The sequence below is a fragment of the Psychrobacter sp. AOP30-A2-5 genome (genome assembly GCF_052378115.1).
Taxonomy (GTDB): domain Bacteria; phylum Pseudomonadota; class Gammaproteobacteria; order Pseudomonadales; family Moraxellaceae; genus Psychrobacter.
The window spans coordinates 1-15,610 of sequence record NZ_JBQSXK010000014.1; the positions used below are offsets into that span (position 1 = coordinate 1).

Here is a 15,610-nt window from a genome sequence, read left to right on the forward strand (position 1 = left end):
GCCAAAATTCACCCCAATTGGAAGTTTAGCAACATTATTATGGCTACATGTACTGGCGGAAAAGGATTATAAAATCAGCTGGGGTCAGTATATGAAGATTGGCTTATTCATAACACCGCCAGTACTACTCGTAACGCTTTTAGCTTTAGTATTTTGGTTGCCTATGTTACCCAGTATTTAAGTAAGCGGTCATTCTTATAGTACGGTGCCTGTATAGAGCATCGAACCGTCGGCTATATATTAAAAAGCCTTACCGCTAACGAGAGAAAGGCATGAAAGAAAATAATAAAGGTTTTTTTAGTCAACGCACATTTAACATATTTTTCTCTGGAGTATTTGTTTTCATTATGGCTATGATGTTCAAAGAAAAATTAGAAACACCTGAAAATTATCTTGAAAACGTCAAAAAAAGTGAAATTATTGCTCGAGAAAAGCTTGCACCCTCTTTAAAGGAGATTTTTAAGAGTAACTCAATATCTGAAGGTCGAACGAGCAGGGGTAGTAGTTCGTTACGTTACGGAATAATGTTTGAAGATAGTGATGGTATAACTGACGATAATATAAGTAAAATCAAAGCCGATGGTTGGATACAGTATAAAAAAGATTATCAGGAGAAAGGGCGATATTTATTCTGTAAAGATAAGTATGGGTTAGCACTTGGGGAGAATAGAGACTCTACATTTGTAACTATAGAATTTAGTAAATCATCCCCATGTTGGGATTTTGAGGAAACTTTAAAGAAGGATTTTTATCAGTTGGTAAAATAACCTCCATAGTGGCACTTAAAACTTCAGCAATAGTTCTATCCAAGGCTTTTTAAGCTTGATAATCTAACGTTTTGTACACCATGAAGTACACTGAGACTATCTCAGCGAGTTAAAACGTTGATACCATTAGCCCACAGCTTAGTGTTCAAGTCCTCACTAGGGAACCGAACCAGTGAAAGCACCTGACTAGTTCCCTTGAGGTATGCCTCTAGAAATTTCCTATAGCGTCACAACAATTTTGCCAACCTGTGTGTTGGATTCCATATAGCTGTGAGCTTCCGCCATCTCTTCAAAAGCGAATGTCCGATTAATAATAGGACGCAGCTCGCCATTGGCAAGGCCATGATTGATGAAATTCTTTGCCTGTTCCAGCTTGTCCAGATCGCCAGTAATTTCAAAAAGCTCATAGCCACGCAGCGTTAAGTGCTTGCTCAATATATCCATGACCGGAACGGGAATATCGCGGTTATCCAGTGCACCGTACTGAAAGAAGATTCCTTGCATGGACAGCGTTTGAAGAATTTTCCCAGCATCGGGACCTCCCACAGGATCGAACGCCATGCGTGCACCTTTGCCGTCAGTGAGCGCCATTACCTCGCTAATCAGATCTTGCTCTTGCGTTGCAATCACGTGCACAGCTCCGGCGTCAAGCAATGCCTGTCTTTTCTTGCTGCTGCGCGTCAAGGCTATCGGTGTCGCTCCAACCATATTCGCAATCTGGATTGCGGCTAGTCCCACGCTGCTTGAGGCTGCCCCGATCAGTACGGTTTCGCCCGCTTCAAGCTTACCAAATTCGATCAAGGCGCCGTAGGCAGTAACAAACATCATCCACGTTGCCGCAGCCTCGATAAAGGACAGATTTTCTGGATGCTTAACCACCGCATGCGCGGGCGCATTAACCAACTCGCCATAAAGACCGTAGTCAGCAAACGAAAAAGCGGGCACCACACTGACTATATCGCCAACCACAAACTCGGTCACGTCCGGCCCGACGGCTTCAACAATACCAGCTGCTTCATAGCCTAAAACAGCGGGAAACTGCGGCTCAATGACGTACTGTCCAGTTCGATACATAATTTCGGCACGATTAATACCAAGGGCTTTCACACGTATCTGAACCTCTTTGGTTTTGGGAGCAGCGACGTCGACATTATCGATTTGAAGAACGTCAGGACCGCCAGTTCGGTGAAAACGAATGATTTTGGACATAAGATTTGTTCCTATTGATAAATGGAAATAATTATTGGGTTACAATTTGAGAATTAGGTGCTCGCCATAATAGGCATGGTGTTCAGGCAATATCTGATCTCTGTTAAAGCATTTAGCTTCTATCCATAGAGTAATATTTTACATAAATAGGGCACGACTTAAACGTACAGCATAGTCAGCATCAGGATTTGTCTTACTATCGCCCATTCGCTCAGAGATAGCTTCGACAGATATATCTCTTCTTTTAGGGAGGCGTTTTTTTTCTGCCATTGAAAGTGCAGAACCAAGCTCCTCATAAGTCAAGTCAGTACAATAAGATGGTGAGCCAGGCTGTTGTCTCCACGACTCTGCAAGCGTTCCAGAATATCTTGCATCGAATCCCGTTTGTTGAACAAGCATCATTCCGATCTCTTTATGTTCCTCATTATCAGCAGCAACAGGAATCGCAATGCGATCAACGCTATTGACGGGAGATGATTTTTCGGCGAAAGAATGGGAACCAATAGCATTCCATGCCTTGACTACTGACCTACCTAATATCTCTGTTACCCACAAACTTTCAACTTGACCCTCATCAATACTTTCTATTCGATCATCTCGAAGAGGATAGTAATTCGAAGTATCGACAACGATTGTTTTAGCTGGAAGTTTTCTAATGAGAGGTGCGATATCTGGAATCCGCATTAGTGGGATAGACAATATAACGACATCGGCATCTGCTACTGCTTCCTCAGTCGTTGCAGGCTGCGCTCCATTTATCAGCAAATCAGCTTCGATAGATTGTGGACCTCGTGAATTGGCTACTTTTACCTGATGACCCGCTTCACTTAATCTTATTACTAATGTTTTTCCAATATGACCGGTGCCAATAATTCCAATTTTCATAGATAAATGCCTCACTATTGATTTGCTAATTAAGATATACTTAAACTTACTAAATAACAAGAACCTACCAAAAAGTATGGTACACACCAAAAGGTAAGTATATGAGTGAACGAGATTGGCATTGCGAAGATCCGAAACAACAGCTTATTTGGGCTGCGGCAACGAGTGAGACACTTAGAGTCCTAGAAGGGAAATGGAAAATGGTGATTATCTGTCAACTGTTTGCAGCAAAATGCCCCCTACGTTTCTCTGAGCTTGAGCGACGTATAGATGACATAAATCAAAAAATGCTGATCCAACAACTTAAGCAACTTGAGAAAGATGGTATTGTAGAGCGAACGGTTTACCCGCAAGTGCCACCTAAGGTTGAGTATCATTTGACTAAAATGGGTATCGCTTTGGGACCGTCAATGGAGGCTTTGATCGATTGGGCATTCTTACGACGTGAACAACTTATTCAAGAAGACAAAAAAGAAAGGAGTTAACGTATAAAGGTACATCATGGTAAATGGTTTTAGATAGAATGATTCGGTTTCATTGGATCCATTGGGGCATAGCCTGTTGATAAGTTATTAAGACAATTAGTTGTTACGAACAGGTTTGTACAATTGAGCCTTGAAACTTTATAATGCTCAATGAAATCAAAAGGTAAAATGTATTGTCCACGCAGTTCAACAAAAATCACCTTTTGAGATAAGTTTGTAGTCCAACTAAGGTTATTGAATGAAACAGTATCTAGATTTATGTCAACGTATAGTTGATGAGGGTGTATGGGTCGAGAATGAACGGACTGGAAAACGCTGCTTAACCGTTATTAATGCTGATTTAAACTACAATGTAGGAGCTAATGAGTTTCCCTTAGTAACTACTCGAAAGAGTTATTGGAAAGCAGCTATCGCAGAATTATTAGGGTATCTACGTGGTTATGATAGCGCAGCTCAGTTTCGAGCTATTGGATGTAATACATGGAACGCTAATGCCAATGAAAATGAAGCTTGGTTAGCTAATCCTTATCGTAAAGGTAAGGATGATATGGGCCGAGTTTATGGTGTACAGGGGCGCAGGTGGCGTAATTCAGTAGGAGAGGAGTTTGACCAGCTTCATAAGATCTATGATAACTTGCGAAACGGTATTGATGACCGAGGTGAAATTCTAACCTTCTACAATCCAGGTGAGTTTCATATGGGATGTTTACGTCCTTGTATGCATACTCATACATTTTCGTTGTTAGGTGGCAAGCTTTATTTGACTTCATCACAACGTTCATGTGATGTACCATTAGGTCAAAATTTTAATCAGATTCAAGTGTTTACCTTACTAGCTCTCATGGCTCAAATTACGGGCCACGAGGCCGGAAAAGCTTATCATAAGATCGTAAATGCACATATTTATGAAGATCAATTACAATTAATGCGTGACGTGCAATTAAAACGCGAACCGTATCCAGCCCCTAAACTTCACATTAACCCTGAAATTAAGTCTCTCGAAGATATTGAGACATGGGTAACATTGGACGATTTTGAAGTGGAAGGGTATCAGTATCATGAGTCTATCGCGTATCCATTCTCAGTTTGATACAAATATAAATTAAAAGTTAAGAAAGATGATAAATTTCTGTTAGGCATAAAGTATTAATATATGTGATTTATGCTATAAGGTATATATTTGTTAGCTAAGCTCTTGCTAGCTTTTAAGTACAAGGAAATTAAGTTTATACTTTTTATAGCATAGGTAGTTTTCGATAGATTAGTGCATCAGCTGGTTCGGTGTTGCATCTTTTAAAGCTAACATTTGTCTCAGTTTTTTAATCTCCTGTCTAGCTTCTAATAACGACCTTTTATCTGTATCAGATTGTGTTTTATAATAATCTCGTGACTCTCTCATTTTTTGTAACCGTTTATCTGAGTGTTGAGCGACTCTTTTTATATCTTGATATTCATTAAACCAGTAGATAACCTCATTTTGTGCTTGAATCATTTTTGCTTCAAGCGCATTCTTAACATCAGCGTTATCTATAGCTTTTTTTTCTTTACGCGATTTCTCTTCAGCTTTTCTGATATCTTTGAGCTGATTTAGCTTTTGGACAGGCCAACCACGGTTTGTAATAGTATTTCGATGAATACCAGTCATCTTCGAAAGTTGCGCTATAGTGGGTTTTAGTTTTTTGTTATTTTGAAGATCTATTAGGGCAATATTTAGAGCAGAAGTTATTGCTTCATAGTCATCATTATTTTTTTGATCATAAGCTTCATTACTCATAGTTCGATTGCCTCACCAAGATTTTCCAATACCATTTTGGCCTCGTTCATTGCTGCTAGAATTTGCTCACGAGACTCCAAATATTCTGGTTTATTGAGGTTGTTCTTATTTAACATGTAAACTTCACGCCATTTAGGAGCATGCTTGGTAGTTACAACGGCTTGTTTGCATCGAGCTGGGTTACAACGTAGTGAACCAATACATGGTAGGCTTGAGTCATACTCTTCTGCTCTACCACCATAGCAAAGCCCTTGTCCCATATAGACCATGGCAACCCCTTGATCTACCATAGCCTCATAAATCTCATCCTCTGTGTATCCTTCAGCCATATATCCACTAAACGTCTTGATCAGACCTTTTTTATGCTCACTCGCTTTACCACCATAATATGTACCATTTGGATTATGGGCAGTCTTAATAGCATCTAATTCAGCTGCTCGGCGCAGTGATTTCGTATCACCTTTTCGGTTACCGTCTTTTGACAGCATCTCACCTATATCACCGTAGCCTAACGTAACTGACGAGGTGGCGCCAGCAGATGTGTACTTAGAGATACTCTCTACAAAATGTTTCAATTGAAACGATATAAGAGGCAATCCAACTTCAGCCTTAAACAATTGATATGTTAATGTGTGTCTTAGCATGTAGGGATTGAACTTCAGTTCATCAGCAATGTTTTTGCCTAACAGTTGGCCTATAAAACTATTCATTTGATGTGTAATGCCATTACTAGCCATCGACTGAGGGGAGCTACCTGGTTTAACAGTATCTACATTAGAAATTAAGTAAGGTGAAACTTTAATTTTTGAAATATACGATGCTGCTAATATTGCATCTTTAACAATCGGTATAGCTACCCATCTGTCGTCAAACAAACCTGTACTAATTTCATCTTTATGTTTCTTGACGGTACTTTCAATAAGCCAAACGCCATCATCTTGAACTAAGCACGAACAATCTTTAACTCTTATTTCTGATAGTTCAGATGGTCTCATACCTGTATACTGGCCTACTAAATATGTGCATGCATACGCTACGAGGTTAAAGTATTCTCTAAGATCGTCTAACTTGTAACCACGTTTTTTCAATGCTTTACGTAAAGTCAGTCCACCCATAACATTAGAGTCTTTGTTAAGCATCCAATCATAAGGTTCGACTATATTTGTAACGAAACTCGGAGGATAACCTTTGGTTCCTAATCTAATAGCAATATAGGCGTTGAAAATTTCGTGGGTTACTCTTTCTTTATTTGCCCATGATACGTAGTTGCTTGTATCAAATCTTTCTAAAGAGTTAGGATCTGATATCTTTGCTGAAGCTCCTATAGCACTCAAAAAATCTACTACAATAAAAGATGCAATCTTTGATAAAGATTCAAAGACTAAGTCTGGTAACACTTGGCCTTTCTTGTCTTTATCAGCATTCGCCAGCTTCTTCCATTTCAGGCTATTTAACTCTACATAAGCGATAGGTTTTTCAAATACATATTTAACCGAAGCTGGACTGCGTAGATATTTAAAAAATTCATCTAGTTCTCTATCTTTTACACGATCATAGTTTTCAGCGGCTTTGGAATACAGTTCGGGTGTTATATCGGAGAGCGTTCTAACTTTTTCTTGAACAAACTCATAGCCTAACTCATAAGATGCCTGTTTAAATATTTCATTAATAAATGCTAAACCTCTTTCGAAAATTGCAATCAACGAGTTCGCTTTTAATGATTTTTTTATTCGGCTTTTCCCCTCTTTTCCCTGCGGCTTGAAAATCGAATTGTTTAGCAGAGCCAGCTCGAATATAACTTTAATTTCTGTTAAAACGAATATTGGGATATCTGTATGCTTTGAAAAATTAATGCGGAGCTTTGCACCTTGGACATTTTGTGCAGCATTAGGATAGTCGTTATTAAAATTCCAACACATGTCAGAAAACTTTGATAATTTCGATACAGGTTTGTCCATAAGGTACGTCACATACGCTATGTCATATGTGTAATTATTTTGAAGGTGTTTCTTCTTTTGAACTGTAGCATGGTCTAGAGCATCTAAGATATATAAACGATGTTCTGCAAAACCTACTAATACATTTAGCTTTTTTTCATAGTCCATTAGATTACTCCATCAACTAGTGTGGTCGTTTCAATGTATTCTGCTAAACGCCGCCCATTTTCTAATTCTTCTAAGGAAAAATTAGATAGTTCTGGTTCTGTGATGCCTTTTATCAGCTCTAAATTCTCTGAGATTACATGCCCATAGGGTGTGTCCATGACACGGGAGTGCTCTGTCAAAAGCGTATAGTCACGCTTCATTGCAAAGATTTCAGGGAGGTTTTTAGCTGTAATAATGACATTGTCACAGCTCAAGCACTTATTATATTGTGAGCATGGAGTACCAGGTATGTAGGATGAAAGGTTTTTTACAAAATTTGGCGGGTCAAAAATATTTCTGCATTCAGCTAGAGGAGTATGAAAGGTTGTTACCAACTCATCATTTTTTTTGGACTTTATATCTTCTGGCACTTTCTCAACTTGTTTATCCAGAGTCGCTTGATGTATCTCTTTTAATTCATCATTTATCTTCATTCTACTCATGGAGTTAAAATCTAGAGAATCTATATAGCCAAGAGTCGTTTGGAGTGAGGAGTGGCCCAACATGAGCTGAATTTCACGTACAGTTACGCCATTTCTAAGCATCTCACTAACAAAGGTTGGTCTGAACCGACTTATTGTAAGAGTTAAGGGGTTTCCTGCATCATTTTTTAAATTATATTTCTCAACAAACCTAGACAAACTAGCTCCCAATGCTTTTGCATTTTTTTCTTTATTTCCTAATATTGGAGATACTCTGCCGTGCTTTTTTGTACTATCCGACTGATAGATGAACAACCTATCTTTAAAAGCATCATCTTTAATATCTTGTCGAAAACTACCAGTTAATTGGTCCAGTTCTTCAAAAATAACTTTTATTGACTCAGCTTGAGATGATGTAAGCCATGTCAGTTCTGCATTAAAAAGATCAAGGTGGTACTCTTTGTGACCATCAGATCGCTCTTTCCAATATCTAAGGCAAGGTCGTGATGTTGCTAGGTGGGAGTCTACGTAATCATTCATATTAAGAGAAAGTAAAGGATCTGCATTTAAACCAGTGATTTGAGCAAGCCTTAAAATGTAAGGCGTTAGTGTATCCATATTTATCATTGGGGTAACGCCCCATTCATTGTATGTCTCTATTAAACCCGTACCTGAATTCTTAATAATTCTTAAGAAAGACTTCTCGATAGGTGAATTAGCTGTATTATGATGAATTGGTTTACACATTAAGGCATTTTCAAAGAGCCATCGCGCATTCTCTAGTGTCGAGAGACCTCTTATGATCGAACATTTCTTGTCCAAAGGATTCCTACCTACACCCGTCTTCTTGTAAGGTGTAAGGGCTGTTCTGGATTCACTCAATCCTTTTTCGATAGCATCTAATATTTGGAGCCGCTCGTTCATAGTAAATGGCTTTTTAACGTCTGTTTCTCTGCTTACAGAAAACCCATCTATATCAAAAAAACTGTATTCCATATCGGGCACTTGTTCTAGTCTTTGTAATGCGTTGCGTGCAGCACTTAGATTCGTATTTGCGTAATGGCTTGAGGTTTCTTTTTTTATTATTTTTTGCTGCAAATATTTCCGATATCTAGACAAGAGATGCGCGTCAAAAGTTACCTTGATTCTCAACGGTCCAGGTCCGTAATAATTAGTCAAGAATTCTATAAACTGACTACAGGCATTTCTATAGTTTTCCTTACCTGAATCTGAAGTTACAGTCACACTTTGAGCAGCAAAAAGCTGCTCTACCTGAATGAAAGGTTCTAATTCTGAAGGAACGAGAAAATCTTCAGCAGCATTTAACTTTCTTGCTGCAAGTCTATTAAAACGGTCTATCTGACTTTCACTGGAACTTTTTCTATTGATATTCGCTTCGCTTGTTCTTTCAGCAACGCTTTTATAATTAGCATCAATAATTCCAAGTTTCTCTAGGTCTTGATGAATGAATTCCCAAGCATCTTTAACAACATTAAATTTCAAGGATCCTTTTTTTATAGGTAGTTGTTCTGAAGACATTTTTCCTATCGAAATCTTATTGCCGAAAATAGGTAAAGTGTGCTTTTCCTCTACAGATAGTTGTCTGTACCAATTCAATAGTTTCCTCGTGTTTTCGATGCCAGCCGCTTCGTAGCTTTCACTTGGTATTACTAGAATACCTTCTTCAATCATTTTTTCAATTAAAGGAGTCGTAATACCCCTATGTGTTTGTGCAACAGAGTATGAGACACCTACAGCACTTTGAATATGATTAACAGCTACACTGAAGCCTAAAGCATTATCAGCTTTACTAATTGGTATTTCCCATAGTGCTTCTGTATCTCCAACTGTTTTCGATACCCATTCTATAACAGCTGCTTTGGCGTCTTTAATCGGTTGCTTTTCTTCAACTTTCTTAAAGTCTGCACCTGAAATCCCTGGCTCAGAAAAATTCTCATAAACCTTATCAATGGTTATTCCATCGTTTTTCATTTGATGTCCTTAATGCCAATTCTTAATTGCGTCTGTTCAGACAAGCGCCTCATCTTCTCGGCTCTAGTTAGTAATTCACCGTTCTCGTCACACATGCTGTTATAGATATCTTGGGGAATGCTTGTATATATCTGTGTAGTATGGAGATGGTTATGTCCTAAGTTTTTCTGCACAATAACAAGCCGATCTAAGTAATCGGCACCTAAATCATTTGACTGCAATATTGCATAAGCATTACCGTGCCTTAACTTGTGAGGAGAGATGCTTCGATCAAGGCAACCTTTCTTTATTGCACGTTCACTTATACGTTCAAGCAATTTGTTGATCGCACTAGGCGTATAGGGAGTACCTTTAGCATTAAAAAATGCTGGGGTTTCAGACGGGTCTACATATTTACGGGCGTGTTTTTTATACAGAGGAGATGCGTGATATTTCTGCACACGTTTGATAGTTGCTAAGCTCAGCAGAGTCCAGCGTGGCTTAATTTGATTACCACGGCCCTTACTTCCTTTGACTTTTAAAGGCGCATAATCAGCATGGATAGGCTGATCATTATCGCAGGAAATAAACTTTTCAGAATTGAAATTGTTAATATCTTTAAAGTCTTGAAGAGTAACTCTAGGTAGTTCTGAACGACGTAAGCCAGAGTCGTATAGAAACTGGAGTAAAGCTCTTTCTCGTTCTGAATCAGTAAACTTAATCAATATAAAAAGGTCATCAAGTGTGCAAGAACTAATGGGTGTTCGCTTTGGTGGTTTTGATAGCAAGCCATCACTATATGGATTATCTTGTCTAAGCTTATCACGGTCTTCTGTAGGGCTACAAAGATATTCAATGAAAGCATGTATTGTCTCATCTCGACTTCTAACAGTAGATGAGCTCTTATCATCTTCACGAATTAAAAATGTGAGGTATTCTTGAATTACGTATTTTGGAACTGTAATAAATACTTCATCAGATTCACTGTCATCATAATCTGGACGACTACGAATATAACTTAAGAAGTAGCTTAGGTTTCTACCATAAGTAACTGCTGACTTATAAGAAATTATTTGATGTTTGGATTGATACGATAAATACTCAGAAATAATAGGAAGGATCTTGCCATCATCGTCAAATACTCCAACACCATTCACTTTTATAGTTTTGTTCAATGTTAAGTTTGGAATCTCATTAAGTAAACAAGACTGTGATAAATCTAGCTCTACATCAGAACAAACTTTAATATCCATAATACCCACTATCTCAATACATAGACTGAATTATGTATTGCATTATATACGATCCAGTACTCCATACTGTGCATTATTGTTATGGGGGTATAATAGGAATAAATCTGCTGAACGCTGATATAGCTGGCATGACAGTTTATTATCCGCAACAAAGAACTGAAATAGCGTATGGCAAGGCGGCAACGCAACTTGATCTGCTTCACCGGGATTCCAACCAGACACAATCAAACGTCTTGAATTGGGATTGGTTTTTATTTGCTCAATGACTTGGGTGATTTGATCGACACCATCGTTATTGTAGCTCCCATCTTCACGCTGGCTTGCGCCATAATTGCGCCACTGATGACCGTAGACAGGGCCTAAATCACCAGCAGGGCGGTTAAAGCGCGCTGTCTGTTCAGCCGTAGACCACTCATTCCAAATACGTACGCCATTGGCTTGTAGATAATCAACATGCGTATTGCCACTTAAAAACCAAAATAGCTCATAGATGATAGATTTAAAGTGGACTTTTTTGGTGGTTAATAATGGAAAACCATCGGCTAAATTAAAACGTAGCTGCGCGCCAAAGTGGCTCAGCGTACCAGTGCCAGTACGATCGCCTTTTTCAGTGCCTTCAGTCAGGACAAGACGCAGCAAATCAAGATAGGCTTGCTCATTTTTACTCTGATTGTTGTTACTAATAATGGAGTTGCTCATGGTCATAAAATTGCTCTTCTACGCTATTAAAACGCATAGTTGTATTGTTTTTTAACAGGCTACTTGATGTGAATTAGTGCTTAATAAGCCGACTGCTTACCCCAGTCATAGATACCACGTTTGTAAGCGTATACCAGCATAATGAAACCAATAATAATCATGGGAGCGCTGAGTATCTGCCCTTTGGTCATCCAGCCTAGTAATACAAATCCTTGGTCCGCATCGGGTTGGCGGAAAAACTCAATGATGAAGCGGCTGATGCCATAGCCCAATAAAAATACTGCCGATGCTGCCATACGTGGGCGCGGTTTTGATGAATACCACCATAGGAATAGGAATAATAATAACCCTTCAGCAAGTGCCTCATACAGCTGTGAGGGGTGGCGAGGTAGCAAATACTGCCCATTTACTTCAAGCATCAACTCTTGCAGCTCAGGGTTGGTTTGCAATTGCTGCATATCAGTAGCAGCCGCTTGCGGGAAGTAGGTAAGCCAGTTGTAGCCACCGTTAGAGACACGGCCCCATAGCTCACCATTGATATAATTGCCAATACGACCAAATAATAAGCCCGTTGGCACGCAAGGAACGATAAAGTCCAGCACCTGAAACGGGGTCTTTTTATACTTACGGGCAAAATATAACATGCCCAGTAAGACACCAATCATGCCGCCATGGAAAGACATGCCGCCTTCCCAGACTTTGAAAAGGTAAGCGGGGTTTTGTAAAAATTCACCGAATTGATAAAACAATACATAGCCGACACGACCGCCCAAAATGACGCCAAGTGCGCCAAAAAATACCAAGTCGGACACCATGTCAGTGTTCCAATTGTCACGTTTGGTGCTGCGATACCAAGCCAGACCAAAGGCGGCGGCAAATGCTAATAAATACATTAGGCCATACCAGTGCACTTCTACTGGACCCAAAGACAGCGCTACAGGATCGTACTGAGGATGTATCATCATAAGGGCATCATAAATTTGGTAATAGAATGCTGCTCATAATAGCAAAAATAGCCAGTGAGGCATACCAAATTACGGTGAGGCTCATCTCATGGTAACAACTTATCTGCTACGGGTAACATCTAGAAAGAAAGCCAGAAAACCGCTAAGATATAAAAAATCTGCTGAAGATAAGTGCCATCATAAATATTGCCTCATTATATTTAATGAAGCGTTAGATACTGCGCGCTTGCGCTAATGCACCGTATTAATGGATTAACCGTATTTTTAAGGAATGATTATGCAAGCTAAGTTATCAAAAGTAGCAATATTACCTAATTTTTTACCCTCTAAAAAACAGTTGATGCCACTGGGTTTATTTGGCTTAGCAGCTTTAGCTTTGACTCCTGCTCAGGCAGCGAACAGTAGTATTGAGCAAGTGACCATTTATCAGGGCTTAGCTAGCGTGACTCGTGCGTTACCAATCAATGGTAGCGGCGAGCAGACGCTGGTTTTTTCTTGTCTGTCCCCTTATATCGATAAAGACAGTGTGAGCGTACAAGCAGCAAATGGCATCAATATTGGTGAAGTCAGTATCGAGACTTTAAGCGATGAGCAAGCAGCACAGTGTCAGTATCAAGGTGAGGCGAGAGTGCAGACACAGCAAGATAATTTGGCAGTTATCAATGCTGAGTTAGAAGCGGCACGCTTAGCCAAAGCTTACTTGCAGAATTTAACCAAGGTCACGCAAATTAGTACAGATGGCACGCTTGCCAATAATGCACGAGATCTGGAAACCCAAGCAGTCAGTATCAATAAACGCATACTAGAAATTCAGCAGCGCCAAGCCCGTGCACAAGATGCGCTCAATCAACTAATGGCAGGCAGCGCGACTTCCACTCAAAATAGTGTGACTCAAGTGAGTGTACGTACTGCCAGTCGAGTACCAAGCAGTGTGAAACTGCACTATCAAGTACGCGGCGCGGGTTGGGAGCCAACGTATCAAGCAAGGCTGAATACTGAAACCAAGCAATTAAATATCATTGCCTCTGCGGTTATTGCCCAGCAGACAGGAGAAAACTGGCTCAATGTCCCTTTGATGCTAAGCTCTGTCAATCCCAATCAAAACACCACCAGCCAATTGCCACGAGTTGAGCGTTTTTCTTTATATGAAGAAGATAGAGAAAACCGGACTATATCTGTACCACCTATGGCGGAAAACATGCCTGTTGTGGTATCTGCAAGAGACAGCTATGGTGGTGCCTCGACACCTAACATGGCGCCGCTGCCAAGCTTTACCGTTAGCAGTCAGAATAAAAACGGCATTACCGAATACCGCTTGCCGCAGCGTATTAGTATTCCAAGCGATGGCAGGCGCGTACGGACAGTCATTGATGAGCAGTCGGGCAGTAGCAAGCTATGGATTCGTAGTACGCCGAGTGTGGAGGCAGCTGGCTATTGGTATGCATCCGCACCTTTCTTGACACCAGCTTGGGTAGATGGTTCGCTACAGTTATACCGTGATGATAATTATGTCGGGCAGGCGCGCTATAATTATCAAGCGCTCAAAGAGCAAGGTATCGGTTTTGGTATTGACCCTAATACCATCGTAAAGCAGATAGCTGATGAAGATAAGCAGGGTGATAAAGGCGCTTTCAATCGCACGCAAACCTTGACTAAAACACAAGCGTATCAATTTACCAATCAGCACAACCGACCTATGCATTTACAAGTATTAGGCAGTGAGCCGATTAGCCGCGACGATAGTCTTAAAGTAACCATCACTCATACACCGCCAGTGACTGAGCGTGACTGGAATGACAATAAAGGTATGGTTGCGTGGGAGTTCGATTTACCAAGTAAACAATCGAAAGTCATACAGTCGACCTCTCAGATTAGTTATCCTGCTAGCAAAAACTTATCAGTGAACTAATTTGTCAGTGAACTAAGTTCACACTTAAATCAAGCTTGGCTGTTTGCTAAGCATATTTTTAGTAAAATTAGGAGTCTTATGTGTATTGTCGCCATTGCTTGGCAACTGTTTGATGAGCTGCCTTTGGTGTTATTGTCCAATCGCGATGAGTTTTTGCAGCGTCCGACAGAGCTGCTACATCAATGGGAAGATAAGCCTGTTTTTGCAGGACGCGATGTACAAAGTGGCGGTACTTGGTTGGGTATTCATCAACAGCCCCATCAAGCCAATCATCAAGCGCCTAAAGAGTATTATCAGCAAAACGGACGTTGGGCTGCGGTATTAAATTTTCGCGATGGCGTGCAGGCAAGCTCTGATGAGCGCTCACGCGGGGCGCTAGTCACGGATTTCTTAACCAGTGATATCAGCCCGATGGAGTTTGCACGGCAGATTAGTTTGCAAAACTATGCTGGGTTCAATCTCATTATTGGTGATATGACACAAGCCGTTATCGTCAATAACCGTGGTCATGCTCCTATGCCACTATATGCAGGACTGCATGTCATTTCCAATGGTCAGCCTGAGGACAGCTGGTTTAAAACTGAAAAGCTGCGAGGTAGGCTGCGCCAAGAAGTATTGCCACTAATCGCTGAGAATAGCGAACCTGAGTACTGGCAAGAAGCTGCCTTTGCGGTATTGTCTGATAATACGCAAGCGCCAGTGGATAAGCTGCCGGAGACTGGAGTGGCTGTTGAGATTGAGCAGATTCTGTCTTCTATTTATATAGAGCCTGTTGCTTTTAATCATACGCAAAATAATTTGCCCACTTATGCGACACGTACCCAAAGCATTTTAACCCTGAAATGTCATTCTCAGTTGGCAGATTCAGCAGTGGATGAGATTGCTAGATTAGTAAGCCGAGAGTGTCAGCATGACAGTTATAAAGAATGTCGACATGATAGTCATAAGTAGCCTATGGGTTTCTAATCTATTAGCTTTTTCATCTACTCTTAATGAGGCTCACGTACAATTTCCATGAGAAGTTTGATACTACAGTTTTAATATCTAACAATAGAGAATCACCAATCCCTTTATTAAAGAATGGATTTCACTTTAAATTACTATTTATATGGCGTAAGATAAATATA

Annotated in this window: 13 protein-coding genes and 1 pseudogene; 6 read left to right on the forward strand and 8 right to left on the reverse strand. The window is 40.1% G+C overall.

The features are described 5' to 3' along the window. Together ACT3S4_RS10365 and ACT3S4_RS10370 are read left to right on the forward strand one after the other, a co-directional pair. The coding region (locus ACT3S4_RS10365; protein ID WP_444761003.1) for an ArsB/NhaD family transporter at positions 1–181 on the forward strand (181 nt) is incomplete at its 5' end. A gap of 91 nt (positions 182–272) precedes the next feature. Further along, positions 273–767: a hypothetical protein gene (locus tag ACT3S4_RS10370; protein WP_068405210.1), complete on the forward strand. Its 495-nt coding sequence runs from the start codon at positions 273–275 to the stop codon at positions 765–767. A gap of 219 nt (positions 768–986) precedes the next feature. Here the strand turns inward: ACT3S4_RS10370 and ACT3S4_RS10375 are convergent, their stop codons facing one another. Both ACT3S4_RS10375 and ACT3S4_RS10380 read right to left on the reverse strand, forming a co-directional pair. Beyond that, positions 987–1,976 carry a zinc-dependent alcohol dehydrogenase family protein gene (locus ACT3S4_RS10375; protein WP_109592148.1) on the reverse strand — a complete coding sequence of 330 codons (990 nt, stop codon included), beginning with the start codon at positions 1,974–1,976 and terminating at the stop codon, positions 987–989. Between the two features lie 138 nt (positions 1,977–2,114). Continuing rightward, positions 2,115–2,948, reverse strand: coding sequence for an NADPH-dependent F420 reductase (locus ACT3S4_RS10380; RefSeq protein WP_409520882.1), 834 nt, complete (start codon positions 2,946–2,948; stop codon positions 2,115–2,117). Between the two features lie 14 nt (positions 2,949–2,962). Here ACT3S4_RS10380 and ACT3S4_RS10385 point away from each other — a divergent pair, with 14 nt between their 5' ends. Beyond that, positions 2,963–3,346: a winged helix-turn-helix transcriptional regulator gene (locus ACT3S4_RS10385; RefSeq protein WP_095570550.1), complete on the forward strand. Its 384-nt coding sequence runs from the start codon at positions 2,963–2,965 to the stop codon at positions 3,344–3,346. Between the two features lie 238 nt (positions 3,347–3,584). Beyond that, a complete protein-coding gene (locus ACT3S4_RS10390) occupies positions 3,585–4,436 on the forward strand; it encodes a thymidylate synthase (protein ID WP_036600623.1) in 852 nt (283 codons plus the stop codon). Positions 4,437–4,607: 171 nt separating this feature from the next. On the opposite strand, the gene ACT3S4_RS10395 is transcribed toward ACT3S4_RS10390, so the two are convergent. The 6 genes and pseudogenes from ACT3S4_RS10395 to lgt form a co-directional block, all read right to left on the reverse strand. Further along, positions 4,608–5,120 carry a hypothetical protein gene (locus ACT3S4_RS10395; RefSeq protein ID WP_109592144.1) on the reverse strand — a complete coding sequence of 171 codons (513 nt, stop codon included), beginning with the start codon at positions 5,118–5,120 and terminating at the stop codon, positions 4,608–4,610. Next, positions 5,117–7,225: a site-specific integrase gene (locus ACT3S4_RS10400; RefSeq protein WP_109592142.1), complete on the reverse strand. Its 2,109-nt coding sequence runs from the start codon at positions 7,223–7,225 to the stop codon at positions 5,117–5,119. The genes ACT3S4_RS10395 and ACT3S4_RS10400 overlap by 4 nt, the downstream gene beginning before the upstream one ends. Beyond that, positions 7,225–9,678: a tyrosine-type recombinase/integrase gene (locus ACT3S4_RS10405; protein ID WP_444761004.1), complete on the reverse strand. Its 2,454-nt coding sequence runs from the start codon at positions 9,676–9,678 to the stop codon at positions 7,225–7,227. Before ACT3S4_RS10405 ends, ACT3S4_RS10400 begins: the two co-directional genes overlap by 1 nt. Next, positions 9,675–10,910 (reverse strand): tyrosine-type recombinase/integrase, encoded by a 1,236-nt coding sequence (locus ACT3S4_RS10410; RefSeq protein ID WP_444761005.1) that lies wholly within the window; start codon positions 10,908–10,910, stop codon positions 9,675–9,677. The genes ACT3S4_RS10405 and ACT3S4_RS10410 overlap by 4 nt, the downstream gene beginning before the upstream one ends. Positions 10,911–10,964: 54 nt before the next feature. Next, positions 10,965–11,615: pseudogene (gene thyA / locus ACT3S4_RS10415) on the reverse strand (thymidylate synthase); the annotation flags it as partial. Between the two features lie 74 nt (positions 11,616–11,689). Continuing rightward, positions 11,690–12,574, reverse strand: a complete 885-nt coding sequence (gene lgt / locus ACT3S4_RS10420; protein WP_087813630.1) for a prolipoprotein diacylglyceryl transferase — start codon at positions 12,572–12,574, stop codon at positions 11,690–11,692. Between the two features lie 277 nt (positions 12,575–12,851). On the opposite strand from lgt, the gene ACT3S4_RS10425 reads away from it, so the two are divergent. Both ACT3S4_RS10425 and ACT3S4_RS10430 read left to right on the forward strand, forming a co-directional pair. Then, entirely contained in the window at positions 12,852–14,483 is a 1,632-nt protein-coding gene (locus tag ACT3S4_RS10425) for a DUF4139 domain-containing protein (RefSeq protein ID WP_444761006.1), read from the forward strand. Positions 14,484–14,561: 78 nt separating this feature from the next. Next, the gene (locus ACT3S4_RS10430) at positions 14,562–15,434 is read left to right on the forward strand and encodes an NRDE family protein (RefSeq protein ID WP_444761007.1); all 873 of its coding nucleotides are present in this window, start codon (positions 14,562–14,564) and stop codon (positions 15,432–15,434) included. The last annotated feature ends 176 nt before the right edge of the window (positions 15,435–15,610 follow it).